At 71.7% G+C, this 17,400-nt stretch carries 2 protein-coding genes; both read left to right on the forward strand.

Features of this window, described 5'->3' with window-relative positions:
* Positions 1 to 253: 253 nt before the first annotated feature.
* Positions 254 to 1,489 carry a cytochrome P450 gene (locus tag I4J89_RS40670; protein WP_196419553.1) on the forward strand — a complete coding sequence of 412 codons (1,236 nt, stop codon included), beginning with the start codon at positions 254 to 256 and terminating at the stop codon, positions 1,487 to 1,489.
* A 236-nt stretch (positions 1,490 to 1,725) separates the two neighbouring features.
* Entirely contained in the window at positions 1,726 to 17,319 is a 15,594-nt protein-coding gene (locus I4J89_RS40675; RefSeq protein ID WP_196419554.1) for a non-ribosomal peptide synthetase, read from the forward strand.
* Positions 17,320 to 17,400: the final 81 nt, after the last annotated feature.

The raw sequence follows: 17,400 nt of genomic DNA on the forward strand, positions 1-17,400 counted from the left end.
CTCAACCCCTATCTGTGGGGCATCCGGTAGCCGGAGCCGGACCAATTCTCCGGTTGCTCGCCCGCCTTTTCCCAGGGCTTATCGATTTTTTCGATCGGTCGTCCGGTGGCCGCCGAATATGCGGTGCCGCTGACGCTCATCGAAATGTTCGAACCGTCTCTACCGGTCGCTGCGGAACTCGGGCAGCATCCCCGACAAATATGCTGACGCCAGAATTGGCCCCCGGCCGTCGCAAAGAAACCGAGGAGACTCAATGGATACCGCTTCTCGCGTGAACGCGGCGAAGTGCCCGGTATTTCCGATGCGGCGGGAGGATCCGCTGCGCATGCCCGACGGCTACCGTGCCATGCGCGCCGACAACCCGGTCATGCGGGTCAGGTTGGTCGACGGACGGCTGGCCTGGGTGATCACCAGTTACGAGCTCGCCCGCCAGTTCCTCACCGACCCGCGGATCAGCTCCGACCGCCTGCACCCGCAGTTCCCCCTGGTCAAGGTCGTCGACCGGGACGAGGTGGTGCACCAATCGCCGCGCAAGCAGGCGCTGATCGGCGAGGATCCGCCGGTGCACGGCATGCAGCGGAAGATGCTGGTGCGCGAGTTCACCATGCGGCGCATCGAGGCGATGCGACCGGTCATCCGCACGATCGTCGACGACTGCCTCGACGACATGACGGCCAGCGGTGCGCCCGCCGATCTGCTGGACAAGCTGGCACTGCCGGTCGCGGCGCTGACCATCTGCGAGATGCTCGGCGTGCCGCCGGAGGATCGGGAGTTCTTCCAGGAGAAGACCAAGGTCCACGCCGACAAGCGGACGCCGCCGATGGTCCGCAACGCGAATCTGCTCGAGCTCTACGGCTACATTGACGAGCTGATCGGCAAGCGGGAGAAGTCGCCCAGCGACGACCTGCTCGGGCGGCTCATCCTGCGTAACCGCGAGCTGGCCGAGCCGGTGTTCGACCACGACGGGCTGGTCGGCCTGGTCGCGCTCATGCTCGCGGCCGGCCACGAGACGACGGCCAGCATGATCGCGCTGGGCACGATAGGCCTGCTGGACCACCCCGACCAGTTGGAGCTGCTGCGAGCCGACTCGGGACTGGCGAGCAAGGCCACCGACGAGTTGCTGCGGTATTTCGCTGTCGGTGACGTCGCGGTGGTGCGGGTCGCGACCGACGATCTGGAGATCGGCGGCCAGCTGATCCGCAAGGACGAGGGCGTGATCGTCTCCATCGGCGGGGTCAACTGGGACGACCAGATCTACTCCAGCCCGTCCGACCTCGACATTCTCAGAGGCGACCAGCGCCACATGGCCTTCGGATTCGGCATCCATCAGTGCATCGGTCAGCATGTGGCGCGCATCGAGCTGGAGGAGACGTTCGTGGCGTTGTTCGGCCGCCTGCCCACGCTGCGCCTCGCGGAGCGGCCGAAGCCCGAGCACTTCAAGTTCGATTCCGACATCTACGGCGTCAGCGAGCTCATGGTCGCCTGGTAGCAATCTGCTCCAGTGTTGTCGCAATATCCATATAAGGTCTATTACCGCGCCTGCTCGCAGCGGCGCGGTAATGGCGTATTGCAGCGTTTCTGACGCCACCATTCAAGTCTTGAAAACCGGGCGGCGACCGGCCGTGGCCACCTCATAGGGTCGCCGCACAGCGCTTTCTGTCGCGCGGAAATTCGAATCCACCGGTCGCAGGTAATCCGGCCGGCCGAACAAGAGGGCGGAAGCCGATGGTTGAAGACCAGTTCGCCGTTTTGCCGTTGACTGCCGGACAGGCGGGTATCTGGTATGCACACCAGCTGAGCGGTCCGAACGCCACTCTCCACGCCGGCGCCTGCCTGGAGATTTCCGGTGAGCTGGACGCACAGTTGTTCGTCCGGGCCATGCGCCAGGTGGTCGGTGAGACCGAGGCGCTGCGGATCCGGCTCGTCGACAGCCCGTCCGGCCCGGGCCAGGTCGTCGTGCCGTACGCGGACCGCGCGGACTGGCCCGTCCACTTCGTCGATCTCGGTGACACGGACGACCCCGCGGCTGCCGCCGACGCCTGGATGTGGGACGACATGGACCGCCCGGTCGACCCGGCGAGCGGGCCCCTCTTCCGGCTCGCCCTGCTGCGGCTCGGACCGGGCCGCTTCCTGCACTACTACCGCTACCACCACCTGGTCATGGACGGTAAAGGCGCTCAGCTGGTGGTGAGCCGCCTGGCCGAGGTGTACGGCGCGCTGGTCGCCGGCCGCGATGCCGCCGAAGGCGCGTTCCGGCCGCTGTCCCTGCTGATCGCCGACGACGCCGAGTACCACACCTCCGCCGCGCACGAGGCCGACCGGGCGTACTGGACCGAGCGCTTCGCCGACCGGCCCGAGGTCCGTGGCATCGCCGGCACGCCCACCGGCCTGCCGACCAGCCTGATCCGTAGCACCCGCCGGCTGAGTGCGGCCGACGGAGCCGCACTGCGCGACTTCGCCGCCGCTGCCGGTACCGCCTGGCCCACGGTGATGCTCGCCGCCCTCGCGATCTACAACCAGCGGCTCGCCGCGACCCCGGACGTGGTGCTGTCGCTGTCGGTCGGCGCCCGGGGCAACGGTCCCGGACGTGACGTGCCGGGCATGACCTCCAACATGGTGGGCGTGCGGCTCGACGTCCGGCCGGAACTCACCGTGGCACAGCTGCTCCGGCAGGTGGCGGCCGAGCTGCGCCGGGCCACCCGGCACCAACGTTACCGATACGAGGAGCTACGCCGTGATCTGCGGCTGGTGGCCGACGAGCGGCGCCTCCTCGGCCCGAGGGTCAACCTCTCACTGATCCCCGGCGAACTGCGCTTCGGGGACTGTCCCGCGACGCCGCGTCCGCTCACCAGCGGCCACGACGACGACCTCTCCCTCATCGTCTTCGCCGAGGCCGACGGCGGCTACCGGATCGACCTGACCGCGAGCCCTCTGCTCTACGGCGCCGACGAGGCCGGCCGCCACCACGATCACCTGGTCGCGCTGATGACCGAGATGATCCGCGACGGTGACCGCCCGATCGGCCGTATCGACGTGGTACCGGCCGAGGAACGGGCGGCTCTGCTCGCCGGGCAGGTGGGCCGCGGTGCTTCGGACGATGCCGGCGCGGTGATTCCGGACCTCTTCCACGACAAGGCATCCCGGTACGCGCAACGGGTGGCTCTGATCGGCGAGAACAGCTCGATGACCTACGAAGAGCTGGACCGGCGCACCAACCAGCTGGCCCGTCTGCTTCTGCGGAACGGCGCCCGAACCGGCCAGTTCGTCGCGCTCGCGCTGCCGCGCTCACCCCAGCTCGTGGTCGCGCTGCTCGCCGTCCTCAAGGCGGGCCTCGCCTACGTGCCGCTCGACCCGGCGTACCCGGCCGACCGGCTCGCCTTCATGGTCGGTGACTCGCAACCCGCCATGGTGCTGACCAGCAGCGACGTCGACCTGCCGGCGGTGGGCGACGTTCCGGTGCTCGTGCTGGACGACGCGGGCGTGGACGCGCGGATGCGTGACTGCTCCGACGCTCCGATCACCGACCGCGACCGTACCTCTCCGTTGCATCCACGCCATCCCGCCTACGTCATCTACACCTCGGGCTCCACCGGGCGCCCGAAGGGCGTCGTGGTGAGCCACGCCAACGTGGCGCGCCTTTTCACCGCGACCGCCAGGGGGTTCGAGTTCGGACCGGAGGACGTCTGGACCCTGTTCCACTCGTACGCCTTCGACTTCTCCGTCTGGGAGATGTGGGGCGCGCTGCTCTTCGGCGGCAAGCTGATCGTCGTGCCGTTCGAGGTGAGCCGGACGCCCGAGGAGTTCCTCCGCTGGCTCGTCATCCACCGGGTCACCGTGCTCAACCAGACGCCTTCGGCGTTCTACCAGCTCATGGCCGCCGAGCGTGACCACCCCGATCTCAGCACCGGCCTCAAGCTGCGCTACGTCGTCTTCGGCGGCGAGGCGTTGGAGCCCAGCCGCCTCGCCGACTGGTACACGAGGCACGCGGCCGACAGCCCGGTTCTGGTCAACATGTACGGCATCACCGAGACGACCGTGCACGTCACCCACCTCGACCTGGACGAGGCGGCCGTCACGGTCCCGGGCAGCCGGATCGGCACCGGACTCGACGACCTGCGCGTCTACCTGCTCGACCCGGCCATGCGCCCGGTCCCGGCCGGTGTCGTGGGCGAGCTGTACGTCGGTGGTGGCGGCGTGGCTCAGGGCTACCTGCGCCGACCCGGACTGACCGCCGAGCGCTTCCCGGCCGACCCCTTCGGTCCTCCCAGCACGCGTATGTATCGCACCGGTGACCTCGCCCGGTGGTTGCCCGGTGAGTCCGGCTCCCTGGAGTACCTGGGCCGCAGCGACCAGCAGATCAAGATCCGCGGTTTCCGCATCGAGATCGGCGAGGTCGAGTCCGCCCTGGCTCAGCACCCCGACGTGGGCGAGGTCGCCGTCGTCATGCGGGAGACGGCCGCGACGCGAGGCACCGGCGACCAGCGCATGGTGGCGTACGTCGTGCCCACGTCGGCGGACGTCGAACTGGACGTCATGGTACTGCGCAAGCATGCCGAAGGACTGCTCGCCGACTACATGGTGCCGTCCGCGTTCGTCGTGCTCGACGCCTTGCCGCTGACGCCCAACGGCAAGCTGGAGCGCCGTGCGCTGCCCGAGCCCGACCTCGGCGCGAACGTTTCCCGCCGCGAGCCGGCGACCGCTGCCGAGCGAACCCTGGCCGGTCTCTTCGGCGAGATCCTGCACGTACCCGCGGTCGGCGCCGACGACAACTTCTTCCACCTCGGCGGCGACAGCATCCTCGCCCTGCAACTGGTCAGCCGGGCCCGTCAGGCGGGCCTGGCCATCACCACCCGCAACGTCTTCGAGTACCGGAGCGTGTCCGGGCTCGCCGAGGTGGCCCGCGCCACCGAGCCGGTCGCAGCCGAGACGGTGGTGGACGGCACCGGCGAGGTGCCGCTGCCGCCCGTCGCCTCGTGGCTACTGAGCAGGGGCGACGCCATCGACGGTTCCCACCAGTCGGCGGTGCTGCTCACGCCGGCCGGGCTGGACGAGGAGAAACTGGCCGGCACGCTGCAGGCCGTCGTGGACCACCACGACATGCTGCGGGCGCGGCTGGTCCGCCCGGCGGGCGCGGAGCCGCACCTGAGCGTCCCCGCCGCGGGTACGGTGCGGGTCCGCGACCATATCCGGCGCGTCGACGTCTCCGGGCTGTCCGCCGCTGAGCTGACCGCCGCGGTGGCCGACACGAAGGCCGCGGCCGCGCGTCGGCTCTCCGCGACCGGCGACTTCCTCGGCGAGGTGTGCTGGTTCGACGGCGGGCCGGATGCCGAGGGCCGCCTGCTGCTGGTGCTCCATCACCTCGTGATCGACGGCGTCTCCTGGCGCGTGCTGCTCGCGGACCTGGCGCACGCTGCCGACGCCGTCCTCGCCGGGCGGCCGGCGCTGCTGCCGCCGGTGCCCGGCTCGTACCGTGGCTGGGCCCTCGACGGGCAGGCCCGTGCGGCCGACCCCGAGCTCGTCGCTCAGCTTCCGGAGTGGTCGGCGGTGCTCGACGGCGCGTCGCCGGTGCTGTCCGGTCGTGCGCTGTCCGCGGCGGACACGGTGGCCACCGCACGCGAGCTCGAGATCGAGATCGGCCCGGACACCACCGCGGCACTCGTGTCGCAAGCACCGGCCGCCGTCCACGGCACGGTCGAGGACGTGTTGCTCACCGCCTTCGCCATCGCGGTCGCCGACCGGCGCCACCGCCACGGCGGCACCCGCGAGCCGGTCGTGCTGGACGTGGAGGGCCACGGTCGTGACGGTCTCGGCGAACACACCGACCTGTCCCGTACCGTGGGCTGGTTCACCAGTCTCTTCCCGGTCCGGCTCGACCCCGGCACCGACGGCCTGATCGCGGCGGTGAAGCGGGTCAAGGAGCAGCTGCGCGCCGTACCGGGCCGAGGCGCCGGCTTCGGCGTCCTGCGGCATCTCAATGCGCGGACCGGCGCGACGCTCGCGTCGCTGTCCACGCCGGAGATCGCGTTCAACTACCTCGGCCGGTTGCCGCTCGACGGAGGCGCCTGGCAGCCCGTCGGCGGTCCGGCGGCCTTCGGTGGCGGGGACGCTCCGGAACTGCCGCTGGCCCACGCCCTCGAGCTCAACGCCTTCATCGCGGACGGCCCGGACGGATCGCGCCTGACCGCCCGCTGGACATGGGCCTCCGGGCTGCTCGGCGACGACGATATCCGGGAGCTCGCCGAGTCCTGGTCGAAGGTCGTGTCCGACCTGGTCGCGGCGCTGGCGGCCGGGGGCGGGCGAACGCCGTCCGACCTGCCGCTGGCCGGACTCAGCCAGGGCGAGATCGAGCTGCTGGAGCGGCGCCTGCCGGACCTGTCCGACGTGCTTCCGCTGACGCCGCTGCAGGAGGGCCTGCTCTTCCACGCCCTCTACGACGAGCAGGCCCCGGACGTCTACACCGTCCAGTTCGTGCTGGAGCTCAGCGGCCGGCTCGACCCGGAGCGCCTGCACACGGCTGCCGAGGCTCTGCTGGCCCGTCATCCACAGCTGACCGCCGCGTTCCCGCACGAGGGCATCGCCTCTCCGGTCCAGGTGACGGCGGCGGGAGTCACGCTGCCGTGGGCCGAGGCGGACCTCTCCGGCATCCCGGCGGAGGAGCGTGCCGCCGCGCTCGAGGAACTGCTGGCCGAGGACCGGCAGCGCCGCTTCGACGTGGCGGTCGCGCCGCTGTTGCGGTTCTCCCTCGTCCGGTTCGCGGACGACGACCACCGCCTGGTGCTGACGAACCACCACCTGCTGCTCGACGGCTGGTCGACCGCCGTCCTGGTGAAGGACCTGCTGGACCTCTACGGCCCCGCCGCCGACCTCAGCCCGGCCGCGGATTATCGCGACTACCAGCGCTGGATGGCGGGCCGGGACCGGGACGCGGCCGCGCGGGCGTGGCGTACGGCGCTCGCCGGCCTCGACGCTCCGACACTCGTGGCTCCGGCGGGAGCGACCCGCTCCGCGGAGGTTCCCGAGCAGCTGAGCGTGTCGCTCGACGCGGCGCTGACGGCGTCGCTCGCCGGGGTGGCTCGGGCACACGGCCTGACCTTGAACACGGTTCTGCAGGGCGTCTGGGCGCTCCTGCTGGGCGCGCTCACCGGTCGCGACGACGTGGTCTTCGGCAGCACGGTCTCGGGCCGTCCCGCCGAACTGCCGGATGCGGACGGCCTGGTCGGCCTCTTCATCAACACGATGCCGGTACGGGCACAGCTGCGCCCGGGCACGCCGTTCACCACGCTGCTCGACGAGGTGAACGGCTTCCAGACCGGCATGCTGGACCACCATCACGTCAGCCTGCGTGAGGTGCAGCGCGAGGCCGGCGGAGAGCTGTTCGACACCCTCATGGTGTTCGAGAACTATCCCCGTGACCTCGCCACGATGCGGACTCCGGACGGTGAGGTGCGCGTGGCTTCGGCCGACGGCCGGGACACCACCAACTATCCGCTCGTGCTCACCGCGATCCCCGGTGACCAGCTCCGGCTGCGGCTGGCCCACCAGCCGTCGGTGATCGGCGGCGAGCGCGCCGCGCGGATGATGGCCCGCTTCCAGGCGTTGCTCGAGACCGTCGCCCGGGCACCGGGGACGCCGGTCGGCCGATTCGACGTGTTGACGCCCGCCGAGCGCGAAACCCTTGTCGTACGGCGCAACGCGACCGGTCACGAGATCCCGCTGGCCGGTGTCGTCGAGGCGTTCCAGGCGCAGGTGGCGCGCACCCCGGACGCCCCCGCCGTGCTGGACGGTCCGGTCGCCCTCTCGTACGCCGAGCTCAACCGGCGCGCCAACGGGCTGGCGCGGGACCTGATCGGCCGGGGGATCGGCCCGGAGCAACGGGTCGTCGTCGCGCTGCCGCGCTGTGCCGAGTTGATGGTCGCTCTGCTCGGAACGCTCAAGGCCGGTGCCGCGTACGTTCCGGTGGACGTCGACTACCCGGCGGAGCGCATCCGGTACATGGTCGCTGACGCCGGGCCGGAACTGGTCATCACCGACACCACGTCGGCAGGGCGCCTGGATCTGGCCGATCTCGCGCCCACCCTGACGCTGGACCAGGTCGACGGTTCCGACGCCGACGTCGTGGACGGCGACCGGGTGTCCGCCCTGCTGCCGTCGTCGCCCGCGTACCTCATCTACACCTCGGGTTCAACCGGTCGGCCCAAGGGCGTGGTGGTGGAGCACCGTTCCCTGATCGACTACCTGTGCTGGGCCCAGGACGCTTTTCCCAGCGCCGCCGGCACCGCGCTGCTGCACTCGCCGACCGCCTTCGACCTCACGGTCACCACGCTCTTCCTGCCGCTGATCTCGGGCGGCTGCGTGCAGGTCGCGGACCTCGCACAGTCCCAGGCGGTGGTGCTGCGCGCGGCCGGCCGGGAGAACACCATGCTCAAGGCCACGCCGAGCCACCTCGCGCTGCTGGACCTGCTCGGTGACGAGTTCTCGCCCTCCGGCGACCTGATCATCGGCGGCGAGGCGCTCTCCGGGTCCACGTTGCGGCAGTGGCGCGACCGTCACCCGGGCGCCACGGTGAGCAACGAGTACGGTCCCACGGAGGCGACCGTGGGCTGCGTCGAGTACCGGGTACGCCCGGGTGACGTCGTCGCGGACGGCGACGTGCCGATCGGCCGGCCCACCTGGAACACCCAGGTGTACGTGCTGGACTCGGCGCTGCGGCCGGTTCCGGAGGGCACGGCCGGCGAGCTGTACGTGGCCGGCGCCGGTCTGGCCCGGGGCTATTTCCGCCGGGCCGGGCTGACCGCCGAGCGGTTCGTGGCCAATCCGCTCGGTGCGGCCGGTGCCCGCATGTACCGCACCGGCGACCTGGTGCGCTGGGGCGCCGACGAGCAGCTGGAGTACCTCGGCCGGGTGGACGAGCAGATCAAGATCCGTGGCCACCGCGTCGAGCGCGGCGAGGTGGAGTCGGTGGTCGCCCGCCACCCGATGGTCGCCCGGGTGGCGGTGGTGCCGTGGCAGGTGCGGGCCGGTGACACCCGGCTCGTCGGCTACGTCGTGCCGGTGACCGGAACCGTGCCGGACTCCGCGAACCTGCGCGCCTTCGCCGCGGCCGAGCTGCCGGAATACATGGTGCCGGCGGTCTTCACGACCCTGGCCGAGCTGCCGCTGAGCCCGAACGGCAAGCTCGACCGCCGGGCCCTGCCGGCGCCCGACTTCGGGGTGGCCGCCGGGGACCACGCGCCGCGGAATCCGCGCGAGGCGATGCTCCGGACGCTCTTCGCGGAGCTGCTCGGCGCGTCCCGCGTCGGTGTCCACGACAGCTTCTTCGAACTCGGCGGAGACAGCATCATCTCGATCCAGCTGAGCGCACGAGCCCGGGCCGCCGGTCTGGCGATCTCGCCGAGGCAGGTCTTCGAGCTGCGGACCGTGGCGGCGCTCGCCGCCGCGGCGGGCACCTTGACCGGCGAGGACGCGGATGACACCGGCAGCGGACGGGTGTCGCTGACTCCGATCGTGCACTGGCTGCGCGAACGCGGCGGCACGATGGACTCCTTCGGGCAGTCGATGCTGCTGCCCGTCCCGCGCGGCACCACGCATGAAGAGGTCACCGCGGTCGTGGACGCGCTGGTTACCCAGCACGACATGCTGCGCCTGCGTCTCGGCGTCGCCGACGACGACTGGGACCTGGTGGTGGCGGAGCCGGATGCCGGGCGTCCGGGCACCGGAGTGCGTCGCGTCGCGGTCACGGCGGACACGCTCGCGGACCCGCAGGCGCTTCGCGCGCTGGTCGCCGCGGAACGGTCGAACGCGCAGCGCGAGCTGAACCCCGGCGCGGGACTGGTGCTCGTACCGGTCTGGTTCGACGCCGGCCCAGAGACGGCCGGGCGTCTGCTGCTGGTGGCTCACCACCTGGTCGTCGACGGCGTGTCATGGGGCATCATCGCCGACGACGTCGCCGCGGCGTGGACCGGCGCGGCGGCGGATCTCCGGCTGCCCGCCGTGCCCACCTCCTTCCGTACCTGGGCGGCCCGGCTCACGGCCGCCGCCGCCGATCCGGACCGGGTCACCGAGGCCGCGTTCTGGCAGCGGGCCACCAGCGAGCCCGCACCGCTGGTCGACGGTGCCGTGCTCGACCCGGCTCTGGACGTCGCGGCCACCGCCGGGCGTCTGGAGCTGCGGCTGCCGGCGCCGGTCACCGACGCCCTCCGCACGGCCGCGGCCAATTCGCTGCACAGCGGCCTCGACCAGGTGTTGCTGGCGATGCTGGCCGTAGCCGCCCGCCAATGGCGCAAGGAACGGGGTGCGGCCAAGCGGTCCACGCTGCTCGTCGACGTCGAGGGACACGGCCGTGAGCAGCACCTCGTCCCGGGCGCCGACCTGACGCGCACGGTCGGCTGGTTCACCAGCGTCTATCCGGTACGCCTCGACGCGGGTGCCGGCGACCGGTCCGACGCCCTCGCCCTGGGCCGCGCGGTCAAGCTCGTCAAGGAGCAGCTGCGCGCCGTACCGGACCACGGTATCGGCTACGGCATGCTGCGCCACCTCAATCCCGAGACCGGCGCCGAGTTGGCCGCAAGCCCTTCCGCGCAGGTCGGCTTCAACTACCTCGGCCGCTTCAGCCCGGTGCGCGACGGATCGGCATGGAGTGCGGCCGACGCCGACGGTCCGGCCGGCCTCGCCGACCCGGGCCTGCCGCTGGCCCACCTGGCCGAGGTGGACGTGCTGGTCGAGGAGGGCGCCGACGGGCCCCACCTGGTCACCACGTGGACCTGGGCCTCCCGCCACCTGTCCGAGCAGGACGTGCGCAGCCTCGGCGAATCCTGGCTCGGGCTGCTGGAAACCCTCTCGCTGCACGCGGCTGACCCGGGCGTCGGCGGGCGGACACCGTCCGACCTGCCTCTGGTCGAGTTGTCACAGGCCGAGGTGGAGCGGTTGGAAGGCATGCTGCCGGGCCTGAGCGACGTGTGGCCGCTCAACCCGCTGCAACACGGCCTGCTCTTCGACACGCTGTTTGACGAGGACAGTCACAACGTCTACACCCGGCCGCTGACGCTGGACATCGAGGGTCCGCTGGACGTGGACGCGCTGCATGCCGCGGCCCGTACGCTGCTGGCCCGTTATCCGAACCTCCGGGCGGAGTTCCACCAGGACGACGTCCGCCAACCGGTGCAGGTGATCCGGGACGACCTCGACGTGCCGTGGACCGTCGTCGACCTCACCGAGCTGCCGTCCGAACGGCGGGCCCCCGAGCTGGAGCGCGTGCTCGACCGGGAGCGGACCTGGCAGTTCGACCCGGCCGAGGCTCCGCTGCTGCGGTTCACCGTGATCCGTACCGAGGAACGGTCCTGGCGCATCGTCTTCACCCACCACCACCTGCTGATGGACGGCTGGTCGACGCCGGCGCTGGTCGAGGAGCTGTTCGAGCTCTACGGCCGGCATGGGGACGACTCCGGCCTGCAGGCGCGCGCACCGTACCGCGACTATCTGGCGTGGCTGAGCCGGCAGGACCCGGCGGCGGCGGAGGAGAGCTGGCGGCGCGCGCTGGCCGGGTTCGACGAGCCCAGCCTGCTCGCGGGTGCCTCGCGTCCGCACACCGTGGCCGAGGAACGCCGCCTGATCTCGTTCCTTCCGGAGGAGGTCACGACCGCTCTGCAGCGGGAGGCCCGCTCGCACGGCCTGACCCTCAACACGGTCGTACAGGGCGCCCTCGGCCTGCTGCTCGGTGCACTGACCGGCCGGGAGGAGGTGGTCTTCGGCGCCACGGTGTCCGGCCGTCCGTCCGAGGTGCCGGGCATCGAGGACATGATCGGCATGTTCATCAACACGGTGCCCGTCCGAGTCGCCGCGCCTCCCCACCAGCCGGTGGCGGAGCTGCTCAGCGATCTCCAGCAGCGGCAGGCCGCACTCACCGACGCGCACCACGTCGGACTCGGCGACATCCAGCGGGTGTCGGGTCACCGCGACATGTTCGACACGGTGGTGTCGTTCCAGAACTTCCCGCTCCAGCGTGCTCTGCCCGACCTGGAACGCTTCGGCCTGAAGATCCTCGGCGGGGACACCACCGACTCCAGTCACTTCCCGTTCGTCTTCCACGCGTTCCCGGGTGAGCGCATGGAGCTGCGCCTGACGTACCACACCGACCTGCTCGATCCCGAGGCCGGCGAGGTGCTGCTCGGCCGGCTGGAAGGCGTGCTGGGACAGTTCGCCGCGGGCATCTCCCGGCCGGTGGCCGAGATCGCCGTGCTGCTCGAGGAAGAGCGGTCGGCCATCCTGCGCGACGGCACGGGAGTGCGGTCCGACGCCGGACCGGCAACCTTCGCCGAGCAGTTCGAGGCTCAGGTCGCTCTCGTGCCGGACGCTCCCGCTCTGCGGACCGGCGACGGGGAGATCTCCTTCGCCGAGCTCAACGCGCGCGCCAACCGGCTCGCGCACCACCTGGTCGAGCGGGGCGTCGGAGCGGAGCGGTTCGTGGCGGTGCTACAGCGCCGCTCCGCCGACCTGATCACCTCAGTGCTGGCGATCGCCAAGGCGGGTGCGGCATACGTACCGGTCGACCCGGAGTATCCGGCCGAGCGGATCGCGTACATGCTCGATGACGCCGCGCCGGTCCTCACCATCTCGGACTCGGCCACTGCCGGCCGGGTCGCGCTGGGTGACGCCCCGGTGCTGCTCCTGGACGACCCGGGCCTGCGCGAGCGGCTGTCCGAGCTGTCCGGGGAGAACCTGGGCGGACCGAGGGCCGCTCTCGCCAACCCGGCGTACATGATCTACACGTCGGGGTCGACGGGCCGTCCGAAGGGTGTCGTCGTCACCCACCGCGGCATCGTGAATCTGGTGTCGACCCACCTGCGGCGCCTGGCGACCGGTCCCGGCAGCCGGGTGCTCCAGTTCGCCTCACCTAGCTTCGACGCCGCGTTCTGGGATGTATGCATGTCGCTGCTCTCCGGTGCGTGCCTCGTGATCGCCGAGCCGGACCGCCTGCTTCCCGGTGACGCGCTGGCGGCTCTCGCCGACGAGCACGGCGTGACGCATCTGACGATCCCGCCGACGCCGCTGTCGGCCATGCCGCCCGGCTCGCTCTCCAGCGTCCGGACACTCGTCGTGGCGAGTGAGGCCTGCCCGGCGGAGATCGTGGACCGCTGGGCGGGTGGGCGCCTGATGGTCAACGCGTACGGCCCGACCGAGACGACGGTGTGCGCGACGATGAGCGAGGCGCTCGAGGCCGGCGGGGGCACTCCGCCGATCGGACGGCCCATCGCCGGGGCGCGGCTGTACGTACTCGACAGTGCGCTGCGGCCGGTCCCGGCCGGGGTGCCCGGCGAGCTGTACGTCGCCGGTTCCGGCCTGGCTCGCGGCTACAACAACCGTTTCGGGCTGTCCGCGGAACGCTTCGTCGCCTGCCCGTTCGGCGCGCCTGGGGAGCGGATGTACCGCACGGGTGACGAGGTGCGCTGGACCGCCGCCGGCGAGCTGGAGTTCCGCCGCCGCGTCGACGACCAGGTGAAGGTGCGTGGCTTCCGGGTCGAGCTGGGCGAGGTTCAGGCGGCGATCCTTCGCCAGCCGGGCGTCGGCCAGGCCGCCGTACGCCTGAGCGCCGAGGATTCGGGCGACCCGCGCCTGGTCGCGTTCGTGGTGCCCGCACCGGGCGCGACCGTCGAAACGGCCACGCTGCGCGACGCGCTCGGCGGCAGCCTGCCCGACTACATGGTCCCGTCGCTCTTCGTCGTCCTCGACGCCCTGCCGGTCACCGTGAACGGCAAGCTGGACGGCAAGGCGCTCGCCGAGGCGGAGCGCGGCGCGATCGAGGCGCAGAGCTTCCTCGCCCCGCGCACGCCGACCGAGGAGATCGTGGCTGGTCTCTTCGCCGACGTGCTCGGCCTCGACCGGGTCGGCCTCGACCAGAGCTTCTTGGAGCTGGGCGGCCACTCGCTGCTCGCGACGCGGCTGATCGGCCGGATCCGGACCACGTTCGGGGTCGACTTCGCGGTGCGGGCGCTGTTCGAGGGACCGACCGTGCTGGGCGTGGTGGAGCGGCTCGGCCGGCAGGAGCGCACGCGCAAGGCCTTGGTGCCGATGCCGCGTCCCGACCGGGTGCCGCTCTCCTCGGCCCAGCGCCGGCTGTGGTTCATCAACCAGCTCGAGGGCCGGTCGGCGACCTTCAACATGCCCCTGGCGCTGCAGATCCAGGGCGTACTCGACCACGACGCGCTGGCGGCCGCGCTCAAGGACGTCGTGACCCGGCACGAGCCGCTGCGCACGATCTTCCCGGAGGACGACGGCGTCGCCTGGCAGGAGGTGCTCACGCCGGAGGCGGGAGGAGAGCTGCTGATCCGCGACATCGAGCGGGACGATCTGTCGGCGGCCCTGCTCGACGCCAGCCGGGACGGCTTCGACGTGGCCGTGGAGCCGCCGCTGCGGACCCTGCTGTTCCGGGTGTCCAGCGACGAGCATGTGCTGCTTCTGGTGCTGCACCACATCGCCGGCGACGGTTGGTCGCTCCGCCCGCTGCTGGACGACCTCACCGAGGCCTACCGGGCCCGGTTGCAAGGCAAGGCGCCGAGCTGGAAGCCGCTGCCGGTGCAGTACGCCGACTACGCGCTCTGGCAACTCGAAAACCTGGAGGAAGGTGACGAGGGTCCGACCGGCCGGGACATCGCGTTCTGGAAGGAGACGCTCGCGGGGCTGCCGGCCGAGCTCACGCTGCCGACCGACCGGCCACGCCCGGTCCGGGCGTCCAACCGCGGCGACGACATCGAGTTCCACGTCGATGCCGACCTGCACCAGGGCCTGCTCGACCTGGCCCGGGGCACCGGCACCACGTTGTTCATGGTGCTGCAGGCCGGCCTCGCGGGCCTGCTGTCCCGGCTCGGCGCGGGCACCGACATCCCGATCGGCACCCCCTCGTCGGGCCGGTCCGACGAGGCCCTCGACAACCTGGTCGGCATGTTCATCAACGCCTTGGTGCTGCGGACCGACGTCTCCGGGGAACCCACGTTCCGCGACCTGCTCGACCGGGTGCGCGCGACGGACCTGGCCGCCTACGCCCACCAGGAGGTGCCGTTCGAGCTGCTGGTCGACGCGCTCAAGCCGGAGCGGTCGAGCGCGCGGCACCCGCTCTTCCAGGTCAACCTGAACCTGCAGAACGGTGCCACGCCGGTGCTGCGGGCGCCGGGGTTGTCCGTGCACCACCGCTACAACCCGACCTCGATCGCACAGTTCGACCAGGAGTGGGGCTTCAACGAGCTGTACACCCCGGACGGTGCCGCCGCCGGCATGGCTTCGTCGCTCGCGTTCGCTACCGACCTGTACGACCGGGAGACGGCGCAGGCCATGGTCGAGCGACTGATGTTGATGCTGCGCGCCATGGTGGCCGACCCCGACGGCCGGCTGGCCGAGGTGGACGTGTTCTGCGACGGCGAGCGGGAGCAGGTTCTCGCCGGCTGGAACGACACGGATCACGCGTACGATCCGGCCACGGTGAGCGACCTCTTCCAGGCGCAGGCGGCCCGCACCCCGCAGGCGCTGGCCGTGGAGTCGGGCGGCGTCCGGCTCACCTACGCCGAGCTGGAGCGGCGGACCAGCGAACTGGCCGGTCGCCTCACGGCGCTCGGTGCCGGCCCGGAGCGACTGGTCGCGGTCGCCCTGCCGCGCTCGGCGGACCTGCTGGTCGCGCTGCTCGCGGTGGCCCGTTCGGGCGCCGCGATGCTGCCGCTCGACCTGGCCTATCCGCGCGAGCGGGTGGCGTTCGTGCTCGACGACGCGCGACCGTCGCTGATCATCACGACCGCGGAGTTCGCGCCGGCCCTGCCGGAGCGCGAGGACCTGGCCCGGCTCGTCCTCGACCGGCCCGCGGACACTCCGGCCGGCGCGCCCGTCACGCCGGCGCGGCCGTCGCCCGCGAGCCCGGCTTACGTGATCTACACGTCGGGCTCGACCGGACGGCCGAAGGGCGTCGTCGTGCCGCACCGGGCGATGACGAACTTCGTCCAGGCGATGGCCAGCCACTTCCGGATCACGGCCGCGGACAGGGTGCTGGCGCTCGCCACGGTCGCGTTCGACATCGCGGTCTTCGAGCTGTACGTCCCCCTGATCCGGGGCGCCGCGACCCTGCTCGCCACCCGCGAGCACCTGCTCGACCCGGCGGCGCTGACCGAGCTGGTCCGCACCAGCGGGGCGACGTTCGTGCAGGGCACGCCCTCGTTTTATCAGGTGCTGCTCGCCGGCAACCCCGAGATCGTGCGGGGTCTGCGGATGCTCTCCGGTGGCGAGGCGCTGCCGGCCACGCTGGCGGCGGAGCTGCGGGCGAAGGGCAAGGAGCTCACCAACCTCTACGGGCCGACCGAGACGACGGTCTACTCGACGGCGACGAAGGTGACCGGGGACAACGACGGCCGTCCGATCTGGAACATCGGCCGTCCGATCTGGAACAACCGGGTGTACGTCCTCGACGAGCGGCTGCGCCCGGTGCCGCCGGGAGTCCGGGGCGAGCTGTACATCGCCGGTGACTGCCTGGCCCGCGGCTACCTCAACCGGCCCGGGCTCACCGCGGAACGCTTCGTCGCGTCGCCGTTCGGCGCGCCGGGGGAGCTGATGTACCGCTCCGGTGACCTGGCCCGGTGGCTGCGCGACGGCAGCCTGGACTTCCAGGGCCGCTCCGACCACCAGGTCAAGGTGCGCGGCTTCCGGATCGAGCTGGGCGAGATCGAGACGGCCCTGAGCCGGCACCCGGAGGTGGCGGCGGCCGCGGTCGCCGTCCGCGACCGCGACAACGGTGGCGACAAGCTGCTGGTCGCGTACGTGGTGGGCGCCGGCGGTGCCACCCCGGAGCCCGCGGACCTGCGGCGGCACCTGGCCGAGACCCTGCCGGACTACATGGTCCCGGGGGTGTTCGTCGCGCTCGACGCGATGCCGAGCACCGCCAACGGCAAGCTCGACCGCAAGGCGCTTCCGGCGCCGGAGCTCTCGGCACCGGCCGCGGGCCGGGAGTCGGCGACGGAGCAGGAGCGCATCCTCGCGCGCCTCTTCGGCGAGGTGCTGGGCGTGCCGGAGGTCGACGCCGACGGCAACTTCTTCGAGCTGGGCGGCGACAGCATCGTCTCCGTGCAGCTGGTGGCCCGGGCCCGCAAGGCGGGGCTGGCGATCACCCCGCAGGAGATCTTCGGGCTGCAGACCGTGGCGGCGCTCGCCGCGGTGGCCCGGCCGGTCTCCGCGGAGCAGGAGGCCGCGCCCGCGGCGCCGCCGGTGCCGGAGGGTGGCGTCGACACGTCGCTGCTGTCCTTGTCGGATGCCGACCTGGAGTCGCTCAAGGGCGGCCTGGGACTGAACTAGTACGCACCGGGCCGGCGGCGTTCTTGCAGATCTTCGATGTGCGAGAGCCCGCCGCCAGCCCGGAATCTACGGTGAGATCCA

It is taken from the genome of Actinoplanes aureus (assembly GCF_015704865.1).
Taxonomy (GTDB): Bacteria; Actinomycetota; Actinomycetes; order Mycobacteriales; family Micromonosporaceae; genus Actinoplanes; species Actinoplanes aureus.